The organism is Pseudomonas sp. EA_15y_Pfl1_P101 (assembly GCF_963970835.1).
Taxonomy (GTDB): domain Bacteria; phylum Pseudomonadota; class Gammaproteobacteria; order Pseudomonadales; family Pseudomonadaceae; genus Aquipseudomonas; species Aquipseudomonas tritici.
The window spans coordinates 57994-82364 of record NZ_CAXAPA010000012.1 but is presented as its reverse complement, the minus strand read 5'-3'; the positions used below and the strand labels follow the sequence as shown (position 1 = coordinate 82364).

The 24371-nt window shown below is 60.5% G+C and carries 18 protein-coding genes and 1 other RNA gene; 11 read left to right on the top strand and 8 right to left on the bottom strand.

Annotation, left to right across the window (positions count from 1 at the left end; all coding sequences use genetic code 11):
* Positions 1–133 precede the first annotated feature (133 nt).
* On the top strand, positions 134–898 hold the full coding sequence (locus tag AACY36_RS19475) for a GntR family transcriptional regulator (protein ID WP_339418784.1): 765 nt from the start codon (positions 134–136) through the stop codon (positions 896–898).
* 74 nt (positions 899–972) lie between these two features.
* Here AACY36_RS19475 and guaD read toward each other — a convergent pair whose 3' ends face one another.
* The 4 genes from guaD to xdhA form a co-directional block, all read right to left on the bottom strand.
* Complete coding sequence (gene guaD, locus AACY36_RS19470; protein WP_339418782.1) at positions 973–2277, bottom strand: guanine deaminase; 1305 nt, start codon at positions 2275–2277, stop codon at positions 973–975.
* 12 nt (positions 2278–2289) lie between these two features.
* Positions 2290–3129, bottom strand: coding sequence for a xanthine dehydrogenase accessory protein XdhC (gene xdhC / locus AACY36_RS19465; RefSeq protein ID WP_339418780.1), 840 nt, complete (start codon positions 3127–3129; stop codon positions 2290–2292).
* Between the two features lie 67 nt (positions 3130–3196).
* A complete protein-coding gene (xdhB, locus tag AACY36_RS19460; RefSeq protein WP_339418779.1) occupies positions 3197–5596 on the bottom strand; it encodes a xanthine dehydrogenase molybdopterin binding subunit in 2400 nt (799 codons plus the stop codon).
* The gene (gene xdhA, locus AACY36_RS19455) at positions 5589–7037 is read right to left on the bottom strand and encodes a xanthine dehydrogenase small subunit (RefSeq protein WP_339418777.1); all 1449 of its coding nucleotides are present in this window, start codon (positions 7035–7037) and stop codon (positions 5589–5591) included. The genes xdhB and xdhA overlap by 8 nt, the downstream gene beginning before the upstream one ends.
* Positions 7038–7317: 280 nt before the next feature.
* On the opposite strand from xdhA, the gene AACY36_RS19450 reads away from it, so the two are divergent.
* From AACY36_RS19450 to AACY36_RS19415, 8 genes are all read left to right on the top strand, one after another.
* Positions 7318–7977 carry a GntR family transcriptional regulator gene (locus AACY36_RS19450; protein ID WP_339418775.1) on the top strand — a complete coding sequence of 220 codons (660 nt, stop codon included), beginning with the start codon at positions 7318–7320 and terminating at the stop codon, positions 7975–7977.
* Between the two features lie 2 nt (positions 7978–7979).
* Positions 7980–11468 (top strand): chromosome segregation protein SMC, encoded by a 3489-nt coding sequence (gene smc, locus AACY36_RS19445; RefSeq protein WP_339418774.1) that lies wholly within the window; start codon positions 7980–7982, stop codon positions 11466–11468.
* 270 nt (positions 11469–11738) lie between these two features.
* Complete coding sequence (gene zipA, locus AACY36_RS19440) at positions 11739–12608, top strand: cell division protein ZipA (RefSeq protein ID WP_339418773.1); 870 nt, start codon at positions 11739–11741, stop codon at positions 12606–12608.
* 87 nt (positions 12609–12695) lie between these two features.
* Positions 12696–15053: an NAD-dependent DNA ligase LigA gene (gene ligA / locus AACY36_RS19435; RefSeq protein ID WP_339418771.1), complete on the top strand. Its 2358-nt coding sequence runs from the start codon at positions 12696–12698 to the stop codon at positions 15051–15053.
* Positions 15054–15256: 203 nt separating this feature from the next.
* A complete protein-coding gene (locus AACY36_RS19430; RefSeq protein ID WP_339427942.1) occupies positions 15257–16423 on the top strand; it encodes a zinc-binding metallopeptidase family protein in 1167 nt (388 codons plus the stop codon).
* Between the two features lie 212 nt (positions 16424–16635).
* An RNA gene (ffs, locus tag AACY36_RS19425) (signal recognition particle sRNA small type) lies at positions 16636–16732 on the top strand.
* Positions 16733–16858: 126 nt separating this feature from the next.
* A complete protein-coding gene (locus tag AACY36_RS19420) occupies positions 16859–17290 on the top strand; it encodes a hypothetical protein (RefSeq protein ID WP_339418767.1) in 432 nt (143 codons plus the stop codon).
* A gap of 38 nt (positions 17291–17328) precedes the next feature.
* Positions 17329–19290, top strand: coding sequence for a hypothetical protein (locus AACY36_RS19415; RefSeq protein WP_339497432.1), 1962 nt, complete (start codon positions 17329–17331; stop codon positions 19288–19290).
* Positions 19291–19355: 65 nt separating this feature from the next.
* Here AACY36_RS19415 and AACY36_RS19410 read toward each other — a convergent pair whose 3' ends face one another.
* Positions 19356–19922: a hypothetical protein gene (locus AACY36_RS19410; RefSeq protein ID WP_339418764.1), complete on the bottom strand. Its 567-nt coding sequence runs from the start codon at positions 19920–19922 to the stop codon at positions 19356–19358.
* A gap of 260 nt (positions 19923–20182) precedes the next feature.
* Between AACY36_RS19410 and AACY36_RS19405 the strand changes: the two genes are divergently transcribed.
* Positions 20183–20692, top strand: a complete 510-nt coding sequence (locus tag AACY36_RS19405; RefSeq protein WP_339497430.1) for a hypothetical protein — start codon at positions 20183–20185, stop codon at positions 20690–20692.
* 89 nt (positions 20693–20781) lie between these two features.
* Here AACY36_RS19405 and AACY36_RS19400 read toward each other — a convergent pair whose 3' ends face one another.
* Both AACY36_RS19400 and AACY36_RS19395 read right to left on the bottom strand, forming a co-directional pair.
* Positions 20782–21684: a DUF2167 domain-containing protein gene (locus AACY36_RS19400; RefSeq protein ID WP_339418761.1), complete on the bottom strand. Its 903-nt coding sequence runs from the start codon at positions 21682–21684 to the stop codon at positions 20782–20784.
* 61 nt (positions 21685–21745) lie between these two features.
* Complete coding sequence (locus tag AACY36_RS19395; RefSeq protein WP_339418760.1) at positions 21746–22609, bottom strand: LysR family transcriptional regulator; 864 nt, start codon at positions 22607–22609, stop codon at positions 21746–21748.
* Positions 22610–22711: 102 nt separating this feature from the next.
* Between AACY36_RS19395 and AACY36_RS19390 the strand changes: the two genes are divergently transcribed.
* Positions 22712–23608 carry a DMT family transporter gene (locus tag AACY36_RS19390; protein ID WP_339418759.1) on the top strand — a complete coding sequence of 299 codons (897 nt, stop codon included), beginning with the start codon at positions 22712–22714 and terminating at the stop codon, positions 23606–23608.
* On the opposite strand, the gene AACY36_RS19385 is transcribed toward AACY36_RS19390, so the two are convergent.
* Positions 23562–24320 (bottom strand): substrate-binding periplasmic protein, encoded by a 759-nt coding sequence (locus AACY36_RS19385; protein ID WP_339418758.1) that lies wholly within the window; start codon positions 24318–24320, stop codon positions 23562–23564. The two genes, AACY36_RS19390 and AACY36_RS19385, sit on opposite strands and share 47 nt — an antisense overlap.
* Positions 24321–24371: the final 51 nt, after the last annotated feature.

Genomic DNA, 24371 nt, shown 5'->3' with positions numbered 1-24371 from the left:
CCGCAAACAGCCGTACAGTGTGTTGGCGCATCCGGTTGTGTACAATGTGCCCTGTTTTTAGGTGATACTTGCCAGCGACCCGCTGTTGACGTATTACCGTTAATTCGCCGCCGTTCTCCAAACCCGAGTGCCCATGAACGAACAGTTGCAACCTCTCAAGAAAACACCGCGAGCCGGCAAGGTCGGTCGCAGCGGAACCCAGGACGATATCGTCTACGCGCATATCTTCGAGGCGATCCTCGAACAACGCCTGGCACCCGGTACTAAATTGAGTGAAGAGGCACTGGGCGAAATCTTCGGCGTCAGCCGCACCATCATTCGCCGCGCCCTGTCGCGGCTGGCCCATGAAGGCGTGGTGCTGCTGCGGCCCAATCGCGGTGCTGTGGTGGCCAGCCCGAGCGTCGAGGAAGCGCGCCAGGTGTTCCTCGCGCGACGTCTGGTAGAGCGGGCGATCACTGAATTGGCGGTGCAACATGCCACCGCCGAACAACTGGCCGAGCTGCGCCAGATGGTCAACGACGAGCGCGACAGCTTCTCTCGTGGCGACCGCGGTGCGGGTATCCGCCTCTCCGGCGAGTTCCACCTCAAGCTGGCCGAAGCGGCGAAGAACGCGCCGCTGATCAGCTTCCAGCGCAGCCTGGTGTCGCAGACCTCATTGATCATCGCCCAGTACGAAAGCGGCAACCGCTCGCACTGTTCCTACGATGAACACACTCAGTTGATCGATGCGATCGAAGCGCGGGATGCGGCGTTGGCGGTGAATTTGATGATGCACCACATGGACCATATCGACAGCAAGCTCAACCTCGATGAGGAAAGCGCGTCGGATGATTTGCATGCGGTGTTTTCGCATTTGTTGCAGACCAAGAAGCCAGGGCGCTCTTCGATCAAACTGTAATTTCCCAGGCTCACCTGGGATTCTAAATGTGGGAGCGGGCTTGCTCCCACCTTTGTTTTGCGGTGATTTTAAAGTTAGCGCTGATGCACCAACTGCCCGGCTGCATACGTCTGCATCACCGTCCGATCATCCCCCAGTGTCATCAACACAAACAACGTCTCGGCAATGTTATTCGCCTGCTTCAAGCGATAGCTCAACAACGGCGTAGCGTTGTAGTCCAGCACTAAAAAGTCCGCATCCGTCCCCGGCTGCAACGTGCCGATCTTGTCTTCCAGCCGCAGCGCCCGCGCGCCGCCCAGGGTCGCCAGGTACAGCGATTTGAACGGGCTCAACCGCGCGCCCTGCAATTGCATGACCTTGTAGGCTTCGTTCAAGGTTTGCAGCAGCGAGAAACTGGTGCCGCCACCCACGTCCGTGCCCAGGCCCACATTCAACTTGTGCTTCTCAGCCATCGGCAGGTTGAACAAGCCGCTGCCGAGGAACAGGTTCGAGGTCGGGCAAAACGCGACGGCCGAGCCCGTTTCTGCCAGTCGCGCGCATTCGTCATCGCACAGGTGCACGCCGTGGGCAAACACCGAGCGCTCGCCCAGCAATGTGTAGTGGTCGTACACATCCAGGTAGCCATTGCGCTCCGGGAACAGCGTTTTTACCCACTCGACTTCCTGCGTGTTCTCGCTGATGTGCGTCTGCATGTACAGGTCGGGGTATTCGCCCAGCAGTTGCCCGGCCAAGGCCAATTGTTCCGGCGTGCTGGTCGGCGCAAAGCGCGGCGTGACCGCATAGTGCAGTCGGCCTTTGCCGTGCCAGCGCTCGATCAGCGCCTTGCTCTCCTGGTAGCCGGATTCTGCGGTATCGGTCAGGTAGTCCGGCGCGTTGCGGTCCATCATCACCTTGCCGGCGATCATGCGCAGGTCGAGCTTTTCTGCCACCTCAAAAAATGCGTTCACTGACTGCGGATGCACGCTGCCAAACACCAGCGCGGTGGTGGTGCCGTTTCGCAGCAGCTCCTTGATAAAAATATCAGCGACTTCTTCGGCGTGAGCCTTGTCGGCGAACTGGCTTTCGCACGGGAAGGTGTAAGTGTTCAGCCAATCCAGCAATTGCTCGCCATACGCGCCGACCATGCCGGTTTGCGGCAGGTGGATGTGTGTATCGATCAGGCCGGGTGTGATCAGCGCGTCCTGGTAGTGGGTGATGTCGATGTCGGCGGGCAACGTCGGCAGCAAATCGCCGGCATGACCAATCGCGCTGATCTGGCCGTTTTCGATCACCAGCAGGCCGTCTTCGAAATACTCGTAGGAAGCTTCGATACCCACTTCAGCGGGATCGGCGATGCTGTGCAGGATGGCGGCACGGTAGGCTTTGCGAGTCAAAGGCATGGTCGTCTCAATTCAAAGGGCTTGGCTGCGACGCGAAGCCGGCAGCAGTTTGGCAATGGGTTCGGCGCTGGCGGTGTGCTGGCCGAAATTCGCGTTATAGGTAGCGATGATTTCGCCGGCGATGGAGACGGCGATCTCCACCGGTAATTTGCCCTTTACCTCGGTGAGGCCCATGGGGCAGCGCATGCGTTGCAGCTGTGCGGCGTCGAAGCCGCGATCACGCAAGCGGTGTTCGAATTTGACCCGTTTGGTCTTTGAGCCAATCAGGCCGAAATACGCAAAGTCATTGCGTTTGAGCAGGGCGGCGGTCAGTTCCAGGTCCAGCGCATGATTGTGGGTCATGACGATGCAGTAACTGCCCACCGGCAAGTCGGCGACTTCGTCGACCGGCTCTTCGCTGACGATTTTACGCACGCCTAGCGGGATATGTTCCGGAAACTCCTGGTCGCGCGAATCGATCCAACGCACCCGGCACGGCAGGCTCGCCAGCAATGGCACCAACGCGCGGCCAACATGGCCGGCGCCAAACACCGCGATCTGCGCCTGCACTTGGCCCATGGGTTCGAACAGCAGCACGGTCACGCCGCCACAGCACTGGCCCAGGCTGGCGCCGAGGCTGAAGCGTTCCAGATGAGTGTTCTGCTGGCCACTTACGAGCATGTCCCGGGCGATCTGCATGGCCTTGTATTCCAGGTGCCCGCCGCCGATGGTGTCGAAGGTCTGCGCGGCGCTGATTACCATCTTCGAACCGGCGTTGCGCGGCGTGGAGCCGAGCTCTTCGATGATGGTCACCAGGACGCAGGGTTCGCCCTGGTTTTGCAGGTCGGCGAGGGCGCTGATCCAGTTGTTCATGTTTACCTCAACATTTCTGTTGTCCGTTCGGCCGTCTTTGCGAGCAAGTCGAAGGCGGCGTCTCGGTCTAAAGCGAAGCCAACTCGGTTTCGGTTACCACAGGCGCAACAGCCTGCAACTGCCGCATCTGCTCACACCCCCACAACACCCGCTCCGGCGTCGCCGGTGCGTCAATCTTCGGTTGATGGCGATAATCACCCAGGCTCGCTACGGCGTCCTTGATCGCGCACCACGAAGCAATCCCGAGCATGAACGGCGGCTCGCCCACGGCCTTGGAATGGAACACCGTGTCTTCCGGGTTCTTGCGGTTTTCCACCAGCTTGACGCGCAGCTCCAGCGGCATGTCCGCCACGGCTGGGATCTTGTAGCTGGCCGGGCCGTTGGTCATCAGCTTGCCCTTGTTGTTCCACACCAGCTCTTCCATGGTCAGCCAGCCCATACCCTGGATAAAACCGCCTTCGACCTGACCGATGTCGATGGCCGGGTTCAGCGAGGCGCCGACGTCGTGGAGGATGTCGGTGCGCAGCATCTTGTATTCGCCGGTCAGGGTGTCGACGATCACTTCGCAACAGGCCGCGCCGAACGCGAAGTAGTAGAACGGCCGACCGCGTGACTGGCTGCGGTCGTAGAAGATTTTCGGGGTCTTGTAGAAGCCGGTGCTCGACAGCGAAACCTGGGCGAAATAAGCCTGCTGGATCAACGCCTCAAAGGTCAGGATCTGGTCACGCAGGCGCACATGACCGTTGCGGAATGCCACATCGGCCTCGCTCACGTCGTACTTGCGCGCGGCAAATTCCACCAGTCGCTGCTTGATGGTTTCGGCGGCGTTCTGCGCGGCCTTACCGTTCAGGTCAGCACCGCTGGAGGCGGCGGTCGGCGAGGTGTTGGGCACTTTGTCGGTGTTGGTGGCGGTGATCTGTACGCGGTCGATCTCCACCTGAAACACCTCGGCCACCACCTGCGCGACCTTGGTGTTCAAGCCCTGGCCCATCTCGGTGCCGCCGTGGTTCAGGTGGATGCTGCCGTCGGTATAGATGTGGATCAGTGCACCCGCCTGGTTGAGAAAGCTGGCTGTAAACGAAATGCCGAACTTCACCGGGGTCAGCGCCAGGCCTTTTTTCAGGATCGGGCTGTGGGCGTTGTACAGGCGAATCGCTTCGCGGCGCTCGGCGTATTGGCTGCTGGCCTCAAGCTCAGCGGTCATCTCTTCGAGCATGTTGTGCTCGACCGTCTGGTAGTAGTGGGTGACGTTGCGCTCGGTCTTACCGTAGTAGTTGGCTTTGCGCACCGCCAGCGGATCAAGCGCCAGATGGCGGGCGATGGCGTCCATCACTTCCTCGATGGCGACCATGCCTTGCGGGCCGCCAAAGCCACGGTAGGCAGTGTTGGACGCGGTGTTGGTCTTGCAGCGATGGCCGTTCACCGTGGCATCGCCCAGGTAATACGCGTTGTCGGAGTGGAACATCGCACGGTCGACAATCGAGTTGGACAGGTCCGGCGAACAGCCGCAGTTACCCGCCAGTTCCAGGTTGATGCCATGCAGGCGACCAGAGTCGTCAAAGCCGACGTCGTATTCGATATAGAAGGGGTGGCGCTTGCCGGTCATCAGCATGTCTTCCACGCGCGGCAGGCGCATCTTGGTCGGCTGGCCAGTGAGGCGCGCGACCACCGCGCACAAGCACGCGGGGCTGGCGGCCTGGGTTTCCTTGCCGCCGAAACCACCGCCCATGCGGCGCATATCCACCACGATCTTGTTCATCGACACGTCGAGCACTTCGGCGACCAGTTTCTGCACTTCGGTGGGGTTTTGCGTAGAGCAATAGACAATCATGCCGCCGTCTTCGGTGGGCATCACCGAGGAGATCTGGGTTTCCAGGTAGAAGTGTTCCTGGCCGCCGATATGAAGAGTGCCCTGGATACGGTTTTTGGCCGTGGCCAATGCGCCGACTGAATCACCGCGCTGGTGGGTGTGGCTGTCGAGCACGAAGTGCTTTTTGCGAAACGCCTCGACCACATCCAGCACCGGTTCCAGGTCTTCGTATTCGATCACCGCAGCCATCGCTGCTTTGCGTGCGGTGCCCAGGTCGCGGGCGGCCACTGCGAGTACAACCTGGCCGACGTACTGCACCGTATCAATCGCCAGCAACGGATCGCCGGGCATCAGCGGGCCGATGTCTTTCAGGCCCGGCACGTCTTCATGGGTGATAACAATGCGCACACCTTCAAAGGCATAGCAGGGCGCGGTGTCGATGCTGATGATCTTCGCGTGGGCACGGTCGGACATGCGCGCATACAGGTGCAATTGGTTGGGGAATTCAAGGCGGTCATCGATGTAGTGCGCTTCACCGCTGACGTGCTTGGCGGCGCTGTCATGCTTGACGCTGCGGCCCACGCCAGAGGTGAGATCCTGGGCGAACAGCTCGGCGAGTTCGGCTTGGGTTTTAACGACGGCGTGATGGTTAGACATAAGCGGTCACCCGAGTCTCGATGTGCGGCGTTTGCAGTTCGATGAAGTATTTGCGCAACAGGTTCTGCGCGCTGAGCAGGCGATATTCCTTGCTGGCGCGGAAGTCCGACAGCGGGGTGAAATCCTCGGCCAGGGCGGCGCAGGCTTTTTCGACGGTGGTCGAGTTCCAGGTGGCGCCCACCAACGCGGCTTCGCAGCTCTTGGCGCGTTTAGGCGTGGCCGCCATGCCACCGAACGCAACGCGGGCGTCGCTGATCACACCGTTTTCAATCTGCAAATTGAACGCGGCGCACACGGCGGAAATGTCATCGTCCAGGCGCTTGGAAACCTTGTAGGCGCGGAACAACGCGTGACCCTTCGGCACGATAATTTTCTCGATGAACTCGCTGTCCTGGCGCGCGGTGACGCGGTAATCGATGAAGTAGTCTTCAAGCGCCAGGGTGCGGCGGGTTTCGCCCTTGCGCAGCACGATCTGCGCGCCGAGGGCGATCAGCAGCGGTGGCGAATCACCAATCGGCGACGCATTGCCGATATTGCCGCCCAGGGTGCCCTGGTTGCGGATTTGCAGAGAGGCGAAGCGATGCAGCAGTTCGCCAAAGTCCGGGTATTCAGCGTTCAACGCGGCGTAACAATCGGAGAGGGCTGTGGCCGCGCCGATTTCCAGGTGGTCGTCGAGATCTTCGATGTGCTTCATTTCTTCAATGTTGCCGACGTAGATCATCACCGGCAGCGTGCGGTGGAACTGGGTGACTTCCAGCGCCAGGTCGGTGCCTCCGGCCAGCAAGCGCGCCTGGGGATAAGCATCGTAGAGGTCGGCCAGATCGGCAACGGTCAGGGGCACCAGGCAGCGTTTGTCGCCGCTGTTGAGTTCACCGGTTTGCGTCGGCGCAATGGCTTTGAGGCGGGCGATGGTGTCGGCCTGGCGGCTGTCGAAGTGATCCTGGGGTTTGTTGCAGCAAGCCTGTTCGGCGGCAGCGAGAATCGGGCGATAACCGGTGCAGCGGCACAGGTTGCCGGCCAGGGCTTCATGGGCTTTCTGGCTGTCGGGGGCGTCGCTATTCTTTTGCAGGGCAAACAACGACATCACAAAACCGGGGGTGCAAAAGCCGCATTGTGAACCGTGGCACTCGACCATGGCCTGTTGCACGCTGTGCAGTTGGCCCTGGTGCTTGAGGTCTTCGACGCTGATCAGTTGTTTGCCGTGCAGGGACGAGACAAAGGTCAGGCAGGAGTTGAGGCTGCGATAACGGATCTGCTCGGCGCCTTGATCGTCCTTGTGCAGCTCGCCGACCACCACGGTGCAGGCACCGCAATCGCCGCTGGCGCAGCCTTCCTTGGTACCGGATTTGCCCACATGCTCGCGTAGATAGTTGAGCACAGTCAGGTTGGGGTCCAGGGCGTGCTCGCTACGGAGTTCCTGGTTAAGTAAAAACTGGATCACGGAAGGCCTCGCAGACTCATTATTGTTGTTAACCGCTTTGCGCCGAATCTAGTCATGTCTGACTTTTCGGTCAATTGTTTTCTGACCTAAGGGTCAAGAAAATCCGATCACAACACGTTCAATTATGGTCCAGTCTTCTGGAACCGTTGTTTTTGCGGGCTTATACACTGCAACCTTTGCTTATTCCGTGCCAAATTCGCCAAGGTGGGCGTAGCGCCATCAGCGGGCCAATGCGCTACACTGCCGCGCCTGTATTGATAGAAGATTTTGAAGGGAAAACATGACGTTCAAGGCGCCGGACAGTCTCGCCGAGCAAATCGCTCACCACCTCGCCGAACGCATTATTCGCGGCGATCTCAAGCCTGGGGAGCGGATCCAGGAGCAAAAGGTCACGCTGGCACTCAATGTCAGCCGTGGTTCCGTGCGTGAAGCCTTGCTGATCCTCGAACGTCGCCACTTGATCGCGATTCTGCCGCGCCGTGGCGCCCACGTCACCGAACTCACCGCACACAAGGTGCAGAGCCTGTGTACCCTGATGGGCGAGATGTACATCCTGCTCGGCAATGCGGTTGCCGAAGGCTGGCAGACCCAGGTCGACATGGCACCGTTTCTGCAAATACAGCAGCGCCTGCAGGTCAGCTATGAGCGCGAGGACATCCGCGCTTTCGTTGAGGAAAGCTTCAATGTCATGCGTGCCGCGTACCCCTTCGCCAACAACCCGTATTTGCAGGAAACCGTCGAGAACCTGCAGCCTGCGATGAACCGTGCCTATTACCTGGCCCTGGATCAACGCAAGGCGTCCATGAGCGAGTACCTGGCGCTGTTCGAACAACTGCTCGCCGCTGTACTGGCCCGTGACCTGGTGCAGATTCGCCTGGTGCTGTCGGCCTACTGCCAGCGCAGCAGCTCGCTGGTCATCGCCGCGTTGGCGGACGCCTAAACGTGCGGCTCAAGTGCATCAAACTGGCGGGGTTCAAATCCTTCGTCGACCCGACCACGGTGAACTTCCCCAGTAATATGGCAGCGGTGGTCGGGCCCAATGGTTGCGGCAAGTCGAACATCATCGACGCCGTACGCTGGGTGATGGGCGAGAGCTCGGCAAAAAACCTGCGCGGCGAATCGATGACCGACGTCATCTTCAACGGCTCCACCAGCCGCAAGCCCGTCAGCCAGGCCAGCATCGAACTGGTATTCGACAACGCCGACGGCACCCTGGTCGGTGAGTACGCGGCCTACGCCGAAATCTCGATCCGCCGCAAAGTGACGCGCGACAGCCAGAACAGTTACTTCCTTAATGGCACCAAGTGTCGCCGTCGCGACATCACCGATATCTTCCTCGGCACAGGCCTGGGCCCGCGCAGCTATTCGATCATCGAGCAGGGCATGATCTCCAAGCTGATCGAAGCCAAGCCCGAAGACCTGCGTAACTTTATCGAAGAAGCAGCCGGCATCTCCAAGTACAAGGAGCGCCGCCGCGAGACCGAAAACCGTATCCGCCGCACCCACGAAAACCTCGCCCGCCTGACCGACCTGCGCGAAGAGCTGGAGCGCCAGTTGGAGCGCCTGCACCGCCAGGCCCAGGCCGCCGAGAAGTACCAGGAATACAAGGGCGAAGAGCGCCAGCTCAAGGCACAACTGTCGGCCCTGCGTTGGCAGGCGCTGAATGACCAGGTTGGCCAGCGCGAAGCGATTATCGGCACCCAGGAAATCAGCTTTGAAGCCCTGGTGGCCGAGCAGCGCAATGCCGACGCCAGCATCGAACGCCTGCGTGATGGGCACCACGACCTGTCCGAGCGCTTCAATCTGGTGCAGGGCCGCTTCTATTCGGTAGGCGGCGATATTGCCCGCGTCGAGCAGAGCATCCAGCACGGCCAGCAGCGGCTGCGCCAGCTGCAGGATGATTTGAAGGAAGCCGAGCGCGCGCGCCTGGAAACAGAATCTCACTTGGGGCACGACCGCACGTTACTGCTGACCCTCGGCGAAGAGCTGGACATGCTCACCCCCGAGCAGGAGATCACCAGCGCCGCCGCCGAAGAGGCGGCGGCGGCGCTGGAAGAGGCCGAAACTACCATGCACGGCTGGCAGGAGCAGTGGGACACCTTCAACCTGCAATCCGCCGAGCCGCGTCGCCAGGCTGAGGTGCAGCAGTCGCGCATCCAGCAACTGGAAACCAGCATGGAGCGCCTGGCCGAACGCCAGCGTCGTCTGCAGGAAGAGCGTGTGTTGCTCGCCGCCGACCCGGAAGACGCGGCAATCATGGAACTGAGCGAGCAACTGGCCGAAAGCGAGATGACGCTGGAGGAACTGGAAGCCAGCGAAGAACAGCAAGTGGAGCGTCTGGAGCAATTGCGTCAGCAACTGCAACAGGCGACTCAGGCGCAGCAGCAAGCCCAGGGTGATTTGCAGCGGCTCAATGGGCGCTTGGCATCCCTTGAGGCCTTGCAGCAAGCCGCCCTGGACCCAGGCACCGGTACGGCTGAATGGTTGCGCGAGCAGCATCTGGCCGAACGACCGCGATTAGCGGAAGGCTTGAAGGTCGAGGCGGGTTGGGAGCTGGCGGTGGAAACCGTGCTCGGCGCCGACCTGCAGGCTGTGCTGGTGGATGATTTTGGCGGCTTCGACCTGGCCGGTTTTGCCCAGGGTGATCTGCGCTTGCTCAGCCCTGCGGCCGATGGCATGCGGGTGCCGGGCAGTTTGCTGGACAAGGTCGAAGCGGCAATTGATCTGTCGCCGTGGCTGGGCCAGGTCACACCGGTTGAATCACTTGAGCAGGCCTTGGCCCAGCGCGGCCAGCTTGGCGTCGGCGAGAGCCTGATCAGCCGCGATGGCTACTGGGTCGGTCGCCATTTCCTGCGGGTACGCCGTGCCAGTGAAGCCGAAAGCGGCGTCCTGGCCCGGGGCCAGGAAATCGTCAACCTGAGCGCCGAACGCGAAGAACGCGAAGCCACCCTTGAAAGCCTGGAAACCGAACTGCAAACCCTGCGCGCCACCCAGCGCCAGCAAGAGACCGGCCGCGAACACCTGCGCCGCCTGTTGCAGGACGAAGCGCGCCAGCAAGGTGAACTCAAGGCCCAGCTCTCCGCGAGCAAAGCCAAGGCCGAACAGCTGACCCTGCGCCGCACCCGTCTTGATGAAGAAGTCGCCGAGATGGGCGAACAACGCGCTCTCGAACACGAGCAGATCGGCGAAGCGCGCCTGCAGTTGCAGGAGGCCCTGGACAGCATGGCCCTGGACACCGAGCAACGCGAATTGCTGTTGGCCCAGCGCGACAGCCTGCGCGAGCGCCTCGACCGCGTGCGCCAGGAAGCCCGCCAACACAAGGACCATGCCCACCAATTGGCAGTGCGCCTCGGCTCGCTGCGCGCCCAGCACAACTCCACGGCTCAGGCCCTTGAGCGCCTGGAGATGCAATCGGAACGCCTCACCGAAAAGCGCGAGCAGTTGAGCCTCAATCTGGAGGAGGGCGAAGCGCCGCTGGAAGAGCTGCGCCTCAAGCTCGAAGAATTGCTCGACAAGCGCATGACCGTCGACGAAGAGCTCAAGACCGCGCAGATCGCCCTGGAAGACGCCGATCGCGAATTGCGCGACGCCGAAAAACGCCGGACCCAGGCCGAGCAGCAGTCCCAGCTTATCCGCGGTCAGCTCGAACAACAGCGCATGGAATGGCAAGCCTTGACCGTGCGCCGCAAGACCTTGCAAGACCAATTGCTGGAAGACGGCTACGACCTGCACGGCGTGCTCAATACCCTGACCGCCCAGGCCAACGAGAAAGAGGCCGAAGAAGAACTCGAACGCATTGCTGCGCGTATCCAGCGACTGGGCGCGATCAACTTGGCGGCCATCGACGAATACCAGCAGCAATCCGAGCGTAAACGTTATCTGGATGCCCAGAACGCCGACCTTGTGGAAGCCTTGGACACCCTGGAAAATGTGATCCGCAAGATCGACAAGGAAACCCGTAACCGCTTCAAAGATACCTTTGATCAGATTAATGCCGGTTTACAGGCGTTATTCCCAAAAGTTTTCGGTGGTGGCAGCGCTTACTTGGAACTGACGGGCGAAGATCTACTCGATACAGGGGTAACGATCATGGCGCGGCCTCCGGGCAAGAAGAACAGCACCATCCATTTGTTGTCCGGCGGCGAGAAAGCCCTGACCGCATTGGCCCTGGTGTTTGCCATCTTCAAGTTGAACCCGGCGCCGTTCTGCATGCTCGATGAAGTTGACGCCCCGCTGGATGACGCTAACGTTGGACGCTACGCACGGTTGGTAAAGGAGATGTCCCAGACCGTGCAGTTCATCTATATCACCCACAATAAGATCGCCATGGAAATGGCGGATCAGTTGATGGGGGTGACGATGCATGAGCCTGGCTGCTCGCGTTTGGTAGCGGTGGATGTCGAAGAAGCGATGGCGATGGTGGACGCCTAGCGGCGTAGCGTTTAGCTGCAAGCTGCAAGTGAGTTGGCTTGAGCTTGAAGCTTGCAGCTCACCGTTGGCGCCAATGTACGAAAAGGCCATTGGGGAGCGAAGATGCCAATCCAATACATCTTTCGTCAACTGTGCTAATTTAATGTCAAATTTTCATATGCGTGGGCAAAACGTCAGTCAGAACATAGAGTTGGCGCCACGTTTTAAAGCGGTTTGCGCAGTGCTAAACCCCTTATTTTTCAGCATTTTTTATTAGAGGCACGGGATTACATGGAAATCGGTCTGCGCGAGTGGCTGATCGTCATCGGCATTATTGTCATTGCCGGTATTCTTTTTGATGGCTGGCGCCGCATGCGCGGTGGCAAGGGCAAGCTCAAATTTCGTCTGGACCGCAACCTGTCCAACTTGCCTGACGACGACGGTGCCGCCGAGCTGCTGGGGCCGCCTCGTGTGCTTGATACCCATAAAGAACCCCAGTTGGACGAGCACGACTTGCCGTCGATGAGCGCGCCGCTGCGTGAAGCCCGCGAGCCGTCGTCCAAGCGTGGCAAACGCGCCAGTGCCAGCGCTGCCGAGCCGCATCAGGGCGACTTGAACCTCGACGTCGATGAAGGCCCAAGCTTCAGCAGCCGCGACGATGATTTCCCGGACGAAAATGTGGGCAAGACCTCCAGCGCGCCGCGCCAATCGGTCAACGACCAGCCCGCCGCCGAAGAAGTGCTGGTGATCAGCGTGATCTGCCGCGACGCCGCCGGTTTCAAAGGTCCGGCCCTGCTGCAGAACATCCTGGAAAGTGGCCTGCGTTTTGGCGAGATGGATATTTTCCACCGTCACGAAAGCATGGCGGGTAACGGCGAAGTGCTGTTCTCCATGGCCAATGCGGTCAAGCCGGGCACCTTCGACCTGGACGATATCGACCTGTTCAGCACCCCGGCGGTGAGCTTCTTCCTTGGCCTGCCAGGCCCACGTCACCCGAAACAAGCATTCGACGTGATGGTGGCCGCAGCCCGCAAGCTGTCCCAGGAACTGAATGGCGAGCTCAAGGACGACCAGCGCAGCGTCCTCACGGCCCAGACCATCGAACATTACCGTCAGCGCATCGTCGAGTTCGAACGTCGCGCCCTGACACAGAAACGCTGAGGCCTGATCTTAAGCGTTGCCTGTAGAATCCGTGCACTAACATATTGAGCAGCTTCGGCTGCTCTTTTGCTTTATGAGAGAACACCCATGACCGCCGCCCATACCCGCATCCTCGAACTGCGCGCTGAACTGGATCAGCACAACTACCGTTATCACGTCCTCGACGAGCCAAGCATTCCGGACGCCGAGTACGACCGGTTGTTCCATGAGCTCAAGGCCCTGGAGGCCGAGCATCCGGAGCTGATTACGCGGGATTCACCGACGCAGCGGGTCGGCAGTGCGGCGCTGTCGGCGTTCACTCAGGTGAAGCACGAGGTTCCGATGCTCAGCCTGGGCAACGCGTTTGATGAAACCACCCTGCTGGAGTTCGATCGCCGGGTGACCGAAGGTCTCGACCTGCCCGCAGGCGATCTGTTGGGCGGTGGCGCGGCGGTGGAGTACAGCTGCGAGCCCAAGCTGGACGGCCTGGCGGTCAGCCTGCTGTACCAGGATGGCGAGTTGGTACGGGGTGCTACCCGTGGCGACGGCACCACCGGTGAAGACATCAGCGTCAACGTGCGCACCGTGCGCAATATCCCATTGAAGCTGCACGGCAGCGGCTGGCCGGCCACCCTCGAGGTGCGCGGCGAAGTGTTCATGTCCAAGGCCGGTTTCGAGCGGCTCAACGCCTCGCAACTGGAAGTCGGCGGCAAGACCTTCGCCAACCCGCGCAACGCGGCTGCCGGCAGCTTGCGCCAGCTGGACTCAAAGATCACTGCCAGCCGCCCGCTGGAATTTTGCTGTTATGGCGTGACCACCGATATCAGCGACACCCACATCGGCAACCTGCAGCAACTGAAGCAGTGGGGCATGCCCATCAGTCACGAGCTGAAGCTGGCCAAGGGCATTCAGGATTGCCTGGAGTACTACCGCGATATCGGCGAGCGGCGTAACAGCCTGCCGTATGAGATCGACGGTGTGGTGTTCAAGGTCAATAGCATTGCCTCCCAGCGTGAGCTGGGCTTCCGCGCCCGCGAACCGCGCTGGGCCATCGCGCATAAATTCCCGGCCCTCGAAGAGCTGACCGAACTGCTCGACGTCGAATTTCAGGTTGGCCGCACCGGCGCCGTCACACCGGTGGCGCGCTTGAAGCCGGTCAAGGTCGCGGGTGTCACCGTCTCCAACGCTACCTTGCACAACATGGACGAAGTCGCGCGCCTGGGCGTGATGATCGGCGATACCGTGATCATCCGCCGTGCCGGTGACGTCATCCCACAAGTCGTGTCGGTGGTGCTCGAGCGGCGCCCGGAAACAGCACGTGCAGTGCCGATTCCCGAGCGCTGCCCGGTGTGCGGCTCCCATGTGGAGCGCACGCAACTGGTCAAGCGCAGCAAAGGCAAGGAAACCGTGAGCGAAGGCGCGGTGTACCGTTGCGTCGGCCGCCTGGCCTGTGGCGCGCAGCTCAAGCAGGCGATCATCCATTTTGTGTCGCGTCGTGCCATGGATATCGACGGCCTCGGCGACAAGACCATCGAACAGTTGGTGGATGAAAAACTCATCGGCTCGCCGGCTGATCTCTACAAACTTAAGTACGAGCAGATTATCGACCTGGAAGGCTTCGCCGATATTTCCAGCAAGAAGCTGATTACCGCCATCGAAAACAGCAAGACCCCGACCCTGGCGCGCTTTATCTATGCCCTGGGTATTCCCGACGTAGGCGAGGAGACCGCCAAGGTGCTGGCGCGTTCCCTGGCCTCGCTGGAACGTGTGCAGAAGGCCTTGCCGGAAGTGCTGACGTACTTGCCGGACGTGGGCCTGGAAGTGGCGCACGAGATCCACAGCTTCTTTGAAGACAGCCATAACCAAGACGTGATCGGCGCGCTGCTGTCGCCGGATGAATGCGGTCTGCAATTGCAGGATCAGGGCGACCTGAGTGCCGAATTCGCCGCCAGCACCACGTTGGGCGGTTTGCTCGACAAGTTGCACGTGCCGAGCGTCGGCCCGGGCGCTGCGCAGAAACTGGCGGACAAGTTCGGCACCCTCGAGGGCGTGATCAAGGCGGACTGGCTGGACATGCGCCAGGCCCTGCCCGAGAAACAGGCCAAGGCCGTCCGCGACTTTTTCGACAGCGAAGGCAATGCCAACCGCGCCCTGGCCATCGAGCAGCAGCTCAAGGACTTCGGCATGCACTGGCTGAGCGAGAAGAGAGTCGTCGAAGGTTTGCCCGAAGCCGGGCACACCTGGGTGCTCACCGGCTCCCTGGAGCTGATGAGTCGTGACGTGGCGAAGGAAAAGCTCGAAAGCCTCGGCGCCAAGGTGGCGGGTTCCGTCTCGGCGAAAACCCATTGCGTGGTGGCTGGGCCAGGCGCCGGCTCCAAGCTGGCCAAGGCCAGCGAGCTGGGCTTGAAGGTATTGGACGAAGAAGCTTTCGTCGCCTTCCTGGCCACGCATAACATCACGGTCTGATTCTTACTGAACGATCTCTTACTGGCAATGCTCAGAGTTCCTACGCGCGCCCCGTAGCAGCTGTCGAGCGCCAGCGAGGCTGCGTTGGCGGCGATGCGGTGCAGAGCGCGGCGCTGGATGGGCAGTGTTGCCGACGCAGCCTCGCTTAAGCTCGACAGCTGCTACGCGGTTATTGTTGGTACTCAAGGCAGGAAAAGATCGCCATGTTCCGCTACTTCGAACAACTCAGTTCGCGCATCGCTGCACCGTTCGTAGCCGGCACGTCTCGCGATAGCAAGGTGTGGCAGTGCCGCTGCGGCCAATCGCTGTTTTTTCGCAACAGCCAATGCCTGGCCTGCCAGGCGTTGTTGGGGTATCAAGCGCCACAAAGCCGCCTGTCCTCCCTGCAACCCGGGCCCGTCGAAGGCACTTGGCTACAGGACGACAACCTCGCCGCCGGCGCCTTCCGCCGCTGCGCCAACCTCGACACGCCGGCCGCCTGCAACTGGCTGATCCCGGCCCACAGCACCGCATCGCTGTGCGTGGCCTGCAGCTTAAACCGCACCATCCCCGACCTGTCGATCGCGGAAAACCACGATCGCTGGCGCAAAGTCGAAACCGCCAAGCGCCGCTTGGTCGCGCAACTGATCAGCCTGGGTTTACGCGTGGTGCCCAAGAGTGCCGATGAAGATAACGGCCTGGCCTTCGACTTCGTCGGTGTCGACCTGGAAGGCAACGCCCCCATGACAGGCCATGCGAACGGCCTGATCACCCTCGATATCAAGGAAGCCGACGACGCCCACCGTGAAAAACTCCGCGTGCAAATGCGTGAGCCCTATCGCACCTTGCTCGGGCACTTTCGTCACGAAGTCGGCCATTATTACTGGGATCGCCTGATCGCCAATACCCACTGGCTTGAAGCGTTTCGCAACCTGTTCGGCGACGAACGCGCCAGTTATGCCGATGCGCTCGACCAGCACTACCAGAACGGCCCACGCGCCGACTGGCAGCAAACCTGCGTCAGTGCCTACGCCACCATGCACCCCTGGGAAGACTGGGCCGAAACCTGGGCCCATTACCTGCACATGATGGACGCGGTCGACACCGCCCTCGGCTTCGGCATGAGCGCCCGCACGATGGAGCTGGATTACCAGCCATTCCCGCTCAGCACGCTCTACGACCCTGAACACCCTGGCGGTGCAGCGTTCCTGTCGTTCGTCAATGCCTGGATCGAACTGGCCGGCATGCTTAACGAACTATCGCGCAGCATGGGCCAGCCGGATTTCTATCCCTTCGTGCTGCCACCGGCGGTGATCGCCAAGCTGCACTTTATTCACCTGGTGATCCAGGAAGAGGGCGGCCGTGCGGAGGAGGTGGTACAGGCGCAGTAATCCGCCTTGTGTGGCAGCTCGGTAGCCCAGGCAGACCGAGTCGCCAGCAGAGCGAGCAAGCCCGGCTCCCACAGCGTTCTATATTGCTCCCACGGGCGCAGACAAGTGCTTGAGCCCCTTCATATTTTTTATCCGGCCCAATGGTTGTAACTTCCTATGAGATCGGTACAATGGCCCCGCTTGCCGAGAGGCAGGCGTCGTTATGGTGACCCCATCGGTCCCCCCGCAACGATTACCCGTGAACCTGGTCAGAGCCGGAAGGCAGCAGCCACAGCGGGAACATTGTGTGCCGGGGTGTGGCTGGTGGGGTTGCCTCCATAACGCTCCTCCTAGCAACATCTCATCACTTTCAATTCAAAAAAATGCTTTCACGCCATCTGCCATCGTGCAGTCCATGGCGGCATACTCCATGCCTGGCATCCGGAGACAGCACACGTGGAAAAAGTCGACGACCTCACGCGCGAAAAACTGCGGGAATGGCAGATGCGGCGCCTGGAGATCAAGGACCGTATTCAATCGCATCCTGAACAGACCCTGGAATTGTCGAGGGTATTGGACCTCATGGACGACGAACACGCGCAAATCCTCAGCCAGGCGCAAATGATCCGGGCCGAGGAAGTGACGGATGCCCCGGTGCTGATCGCCGAGCCCGCGCCGCTGCCACTCGCGGGCGCCTGCACGCTGCAATTGAATGTGGCCGCGCAGAGCGCCGAAGATTTGCGCAGGTTGCTTGAGATGGCGGTTTTCGAACTCCAGCAGCAGATCAATGCGATGGCCTCTGGGGCTGACTTGCCGGCCCATTGCGGTGGCATGTCAGGCTCCCTGGGCGAGTATCGGTTCGAACTGGGTAGCCAGGACCATGCCTGATCCACGCGACGTACGTCGGCCCCTGGCTGCGAGGAACTATGCAACCGGAACACTTTGATTTATCCAGCCCCGTCTTCCTGCCTGTCACGGATGAAACCTGCACCGCACTGCTCGGCACGGACGGTGCCGAGGCCTTGGTCGGCCTGACGGACCCGGAGCTGGCCGCCGTGCTCGTCATCCAGAACCTGGCCCAGGCCGCGGAAAAAGACCTGACGTGCGCGGGTGCCGAGCGCATCCTGGAAAAGTTGCTCGGCTGGGCAGTCGATTCACCGCCTGCGGTCGCTGCCGCGTTGCTGTCTGAGGCGCAACGGCTGTTCGACCCGCGCAAGCTGTACTTTGGTTTTAACGCGCTCAAAAGCGTGAACCTGCGCCTGCTTTCAGCTGAAGAAGTTGCGGCGCGGGATTACCTGTTGCCTACGGGTAAATGGGATATCGGCTACAAGGTCCGCCATCTGCGCAGCAATGATCCGTTCAGCCAGCAGATGATTACACCCCGGCATCGCGAACGCTGGCTCAGCCCGGCCCAGGACAAGCTGGTGCGCACCTTTCGCGCCAACTTGAATGAAGACTTGCATGTTCAAGGCTACGCGGGCATCGGCAAGAGCCACCTGCTCGGCGCGTTGATGGAGTGCCTGCGGCCTGAAACGACCCTCATACTGGCGCGCACGCAAGCAAAGCTGGCGACACTTCGCGAGCGTATGGGGTTGGGGCGCGACAGCAAGGCCGGCTCGACGTTTGCCGCGTTCGCCAAGTCCCTGTTGCACGGGCCACGCCCGCCCGCGCAGGCAGCGCCGGCCAGGTTGCCCGGCAAACTGGCTGTGGCGCAAACCCTGGATATCCATGGGTGGCGCGGGCACGATGGTCCAGTGACCGTCGAGGTGTGTCTCAAGGTGCTCGAACGCTATTGCCACTCCAGCCATCACAGCCTGTCGGCCAGTCATTTGCCGCATTTCAAACAACCGTTGTCAGGTGTGGATGCCCAGGTGTTACTGGAGTATTCCAGCCGTGTGTGGACTTACCTGGAGGCCAACCCGCAATGGGCCAGCCCACTCGCGTTCGCGGCGCTGTTGCTGATCAAGCGCGCGAGCCTCGACGGTTGTGTGGTGCCGCCTCGGTACACCCATGTATTGATTGATGAAAGCCAGGACATCCCGCCTTCGTTGTTGCAGATTATCGAACGCGGCCGCCAAGTGCTGATCACCCTCGGCGATGAGTACCAATTGGCCAACGGAGTGATGGTCAGAAGAAAGCGCGAAGTCCGGCACACCGACATCAGTTATTCCGTGCGCTCGGGCCGCAACGTCGAGCGGCTGGTCAACCCGTTGATCAGCGTGCACTCGCAGAAATGCAAGACCCCCTTCGAAGGCGCGCGGGATGCCGACGTCGGCATCGAACATTACCCCCAGGGCTTCGTGCCGCCGGAAGGCTGCGTGGTCTTGACCGCCTCGCCTTGGGACACCATGAAGTGGGCCATTCAGTTGCAGCAGGCCAACTGCCCGTTCGGGTTCCCCGACAACGCGGCGCAGCAGGATCTCCAACGCTTCATGGTCAGCGTCATCGCCTTGTTCAAGCCGCAGTTCTACAGCAACGAGCACAACGAAAACGGGCCACACGTGTATTTCAGCGACATGGCTGACTGGCAACAGGTGCGTGATGCCAGCCAGTTCGATGAGTCGTTTCTGTGGGTCGAGAGTGAGCTGGAAAAAGGCTTCAATGTCGCCGATATCACACGCTTGAACCGACTGGGCGGGGTCCCCGGCAAGCGTTGCCTGCTGATGCTGGCGGAAGAGGCAGGTGGCATGGAATTCGATCGGGTGCTGCTGACCCCTGAGCTGCTGACCAACGTGAAGTTCAAGGATGCCTACGCGTTCGACCAGCGGATCTGTGCCGTGTACATCGCAATTTCCCGCGCAAAGCAACAGCTTTACGTCCCTTACGATGTGGTCGAATGGCTCGGGTACCACAATTATCAGGGATTCAGAGGGTCGCACGGTTACTGATTGAACTCACAGGCACTGGCGGCGAGCAGGTTAGGCCGACGATGGGGCCTGCCTGCTTAGCGGCATTACGGCCGGTACACCGGGAATGCCTTGATCACCGGGACTATTTCCGGGCCCATCGCCTCCACCGTTTTTGGCGGATTGCTCGGTGTGGGAATGTTCCTGGCAAAGTGAAAGATGATGGTCTGGCCGGTGCCACTGTCCCGGTAGTATTTGAAGAAACTGACTTCAGAGAAGCGCCCATCCTTGCGCAGAGACTCGTGGAAATACATCACCAAATACACGATGCCGGTGGCATTGTCCGTCGCCAGTATCGACGGCATATTCGGGTTTTCCTGCTGGTGAAGCCGGACGGTATTCCTGGCGAGGTCGAGGGGTTCGAAACGGTTCATCTCGCGAGGGACCACGGTAAAATCCACCATCTCATTCCAGGCATCGACGCTTTCCTGCGCCGGGAAGTATTCCCACAGGCCGGGTTTCTGAAATTTCAGGACGAACGTCTTGCCGTCGAACACCACCGATTTGGTTTCGGCAATGGAGGGGCGCGACAGGTCGGGGGCAACAGTGGCTGGAGGCGAAGCGCAACCGCAGAGCAGGGCCAAGACAGACAAAACAACTAGCGTGATTTTCATTTCAATCCTTGAAAATAGTTTGAGGCAAGTCTCTTGCGCGAAAGACAGTAGTCCAGCCGGCGGCTGAATACCGCCTATTTAGTTGAGAAACTGCATTTTCCCGATCTGTCCTTGAGGGCTCCCTCACAGCTTTAAAACACTTTCTGAACAACCCCAAACCACCTTGTTAGTTTCCGCCAGCCACTTATTTCAGAGTATGACAAGGGTGAGCGTTTGATATTGAAGTGCTATCGCCTCTTTAACTAACAAGGATGTCTGTGATGAAAAGCCTGCACGGGTTACCGTGTCTTATCAGTGCTTCGGTAGGGGCTCCCGCTGAAGCCCGCAACTTGCCCGCCGATGTGCAGTGCATCCAGTATTTATTCAATCTGATCATTCCCAAACTGGGTTTTCCGCTGGCCGAGAATGGCAAGTGCGATGGCCAGTTGGTGCAGTGCATCAGCCAGTACCAGTTCCGTCACCTCAAATACGCCCACCCCGGTTGCTTGAACGTGCTGATGCCAGAGATCGCCACCGGCCTGGACTTGACCCAGACCGCGAACAAGAAATGGATCGGCCTGGCGAAGGTGTCCGCCGACAAGGCGTACCTGCTGAAAACCCCAAGTGCCAAGGCGGCTAAGCGGCCCTACATTGTCAAAAACGACGTGGTCGGCGTGCTGGCCTTCAAGCATGGCTGGGCGCAGGTCGAGTTCATCAATGCTCAGACCCGTTCGTTTACCGGTCGGATCAGGCAGGATCAGTACAGCCGTTTGTCTGCGCCTAAACCCTAGCCACGCGCCCCAGGCAGACAGAGCCCTAGTCAGAACCTCCGATTACGCCGCAACGTGCCACGCACGTTGCGGCGTTCTCATGTCTGGTTTCAGGCTTTGTTGCGGTTGAACAGCTTACGGATCACGGCGAACAACGCCACCACGCCAATCACCAGAAATTTCTTTGCAGCCAACAGGAAGATGCCGATTTTGGCGAACAACCCGGCTTTGGCTGCAATCCCACCGGCGACCAACGCAGCGAGACCGTAAGTGGCAAGCTTGTCGGTGCTCGGGTTGAAGTCGGTGTACAGGTTGCCGTCGGTGAAGTTGGTAAAGGCCAAGACCTTGGGCAATTCCTGCTTGATGGTGGGCAGGTCGGCCATGGCGGCGACGGCGTTGAGTTCCAGCACGCCTTCACGGCCCAGCACACGGATGCTGTAGTTGAGGGTGGTCTGCTCGGCGTCGTCGGCCTTCAGTTCGCGGGCCCAATACATCTTGTGGGTGCTGTCGTCGTAGTGCGGCGGCTCGGCCCAGCCCAGCAAGTGCAAGCCGGCGTAGCCTTGTTGCTGGCGTTCTTTGTTTTCGGCCTCGTCCTCTTCCTGCATCTGTTTGAGCAGTTCGGCGTAGTCGATTTTTGCGGCGTCCTCGTCGGAAATGTGCCCGTCGGCCTTGTAGCTGACGATCACGCCCCAGCCGCGCTCCGACAATGGGCTAACGGCTTTTGGCACGATCATGCCCAGTGTCTTGAAGCCCGGCGGGTTGCCCCAGCCATCCGTCAGCAAGCGCTCGGTGTCGGCGGGGTCGAGGTAATAGAACTCGTCGTTGAGCTTGAGGGTTGCAATGCCACTGGGCAAGGTGACCGTGCCGGTCTTCTGTTTGAGGGACTTGAGGAAATGTTCGGCCGTTTCGGCGGGCGCACTGGCTTCAACGGGCGCGGGTGGGGAAGCGGCAAAGGCGGGGGCGGCAGGCAGGCTCAAAGCGGCCGCCGCCAACAACAGGCGGAAGTAATTCATGGTAGTCCCTTACATTTTGAATTAATTTCGCAAAATAATAACTGAAAGGACCTGCTACGGGTTAGCGAAAGGTCTCCCGCAACAACCCGGCAAACGCATCCCGCGCCAGGTGCCGCTGGGTGTCCTTGTGCCAGAACAGCAGGTTGTCCACGGCCTGCAGTTCATCAAATCGGTACGACGCCAACTGATTGGCCTGCTCATAGCGGGCCAGGATGCCTTCCGGCGCGAGCGCCACGCCAATGCCCGCGCTGACGCAACCGATGATCGTGCCCCAACTGGCATAGCTGGCGATGGCCGGCTTGAAGGCGTGGGGCTTGACCCAGTTCTCCAGCGCCGCCCGATATGGGCAGCCGGGCGGCCACACCAGCAGGGTACGGCCGGCGAGGTCCTCGGCGCTGTGGATCGGTGCGCTGGAGGCGCTGGCGATCAATACGAGGCGTTCGCTGTAGACCACGCTGTGCTCGAGCTTCGTGCTTTTGTTGCCGGCTGCCACCAGCGCCACATCCAGGCGGTGGTGTTGCAGGTCATCGAGCAGTTCGCCCCATGCGCCGGTGACCAGCTCCAGGCTGACATCCGGGTAGCGCCGGTGATACTCCGCCAGCAGCGGCGGCAGACGGCCGCTGGCGCTGGACTCCACCGCACCGATGCGCAGGGGGCCACGGGGAATGGCGTTGGCATCCACCGCGCGTTTGGATTCGTCCACCAATGCCAGGATGCGCTCGCAATACTCCAGGAATATCTCACCGGCAGCACTGATCGCCAGCCCGCGCCCGGCGCGGATAAACAGCGGCGTGCCCAGCTCGCCTTCCAACTGCTTGATACGCGTGGTGATGTTGGACGGCACACAGTGCAATTGCAGGGCAGCATGGGCCACGCTGCCGGTCTGCGCCACGGCTCGCACCATTTTCAGTTGGGCCAGTTCCATTACTCAGTTCCAGTGAATTCAGAAGTCAGAAACGCTTAATTGTCCTACGCCTTGCCCGGGCCAAGACTGACGGCATTCCTTCTCAGTTTTCGGATGCCGTCGATGAACACCCCGTCACCCCTGAAGCTTACGCTAGTCATTGCCAGCGTCATCCTCTGTTGGGCCTATTCGCCGATTGGCGTGCACATGGGGCTGAACAGCTACAGCCCTGGGCAGCTCGCGCTGCTGCGGTTTCTGATCGCTTCGCTGTTCATGGCCGGTGTGGCGCTGGTGATGGGCATCGGCCGGCCGCGCCTGCGGGATGTGCCGTGGCTGCTGGTGTTGAGCTTTTTCGGGGTGTTCCTGCATCACACCAGCCTCAATTATGGACAGCAATTCGTGAGTGCGGCGGCGTCCAGCGTACTGGCGCAATCGGCACCACTGTTCAGTGTGTTGATCGCGTTTTTCTGCTTGAAGGAGCGGGTCAGCCTCTGGCGCTGGAGCTGCGTGTTACTTGGCTTGTTTGGCGTGCTGGTGGTGATCTGGGGCGATCACGGCGTGGGCGATATCGACCCGCGCGGTGTGCTGATCCTGCTGGCGGCGGTGTCGTGGAGCCTGTACTTCGTTATCCAGAAACACTATGCCCATCGCTATAGCCCGCTGACGATGGCGTGCTACATGGTGTGGGGGGGCACGTTGATGCTCTGCGTGAACCTGCCTGGCCTGCCCGCTGCCGTGGTGCAGGCGCCGTTGCCGGAAAACCTTGCGGTGCTTGTGCTCGGGATTTTCCCCAGTGCTTTGGCGTACCTGGCGTGGGGCTACGTGTTGAAGCATGTCGAAGTCAGCCGCGCCTCGTTGGCGATGTACCTGATCCCGCCCGTCGCCATGGTGATGGCGGCGACGTTGCTGGGTGAGCACATCGCCCTGCAAGTGGTGCTGGGCGGCGTGATTGTGTTGGCCAGCGTGGCAGCGATCAGTCTGGAAGGGCGTTGGCGGTGGCCTCTCCGGTATACAGCTTGATGATTTCGTCGATCTCGCCCGACATCCTCATGCGCAACAAGGTGCGCAGGATTTTTTGCACCGGCACATTCGGATCATTGCGCACAGTGCAGCCCAGGTTCTGCTGATCGATCACTGCGGCCTTGTGCAGGCGTTTGCCGACCGGCATCCGCTGGTTGAACCGGTCGAGTATCCATTCATTGGTCACGGCGAACTTGAAGCGCCCGGCCACCAGTTTTTGCAGCACCTGCTCTTCGCTGCGGGCATCGTCACGGCTGAGCCGGCCGCTGGCAAACAAAGGCTCAAGGATGGCGTAGCGATAATTGAGCACCGTGCCGATGGCCTGTGGCGCAAGTTTGCCAACCTGAAGCGGCTGCGCAGGTATCTGAGTGCTGACCAACAGGTTGCGCTGCACCATCAACGGGATACTCCACGTGTAATCACCCGACAGGTTGTCGACCCAGGCCTGGGTGACATAACAGCGCACGTCAATCTCGCCATGCTCCATGGCGCTGGAGATTCGCGCGCGTGCCAATACGTGGAATTCGGCCGGCTGACCGACCTGGGTGGCCAGGCTCAACATCAGGTCATACAAAATGCCCTGGGTGGGCCGTCCGTCCTCCAATTGCACCATGGGCATCGCCCAGCTGTCGGAAACCGAGAAACGCAACGGTGCGGGCGCTGCCAGGCTCGCTGTGGTGATCATCCATAAGGCGCCCAGGACTACGCGCATATGCTCTCCGGGTTCAGGCCTTTTTGGGGCCAATCAGGAGAGCTTAGTCAG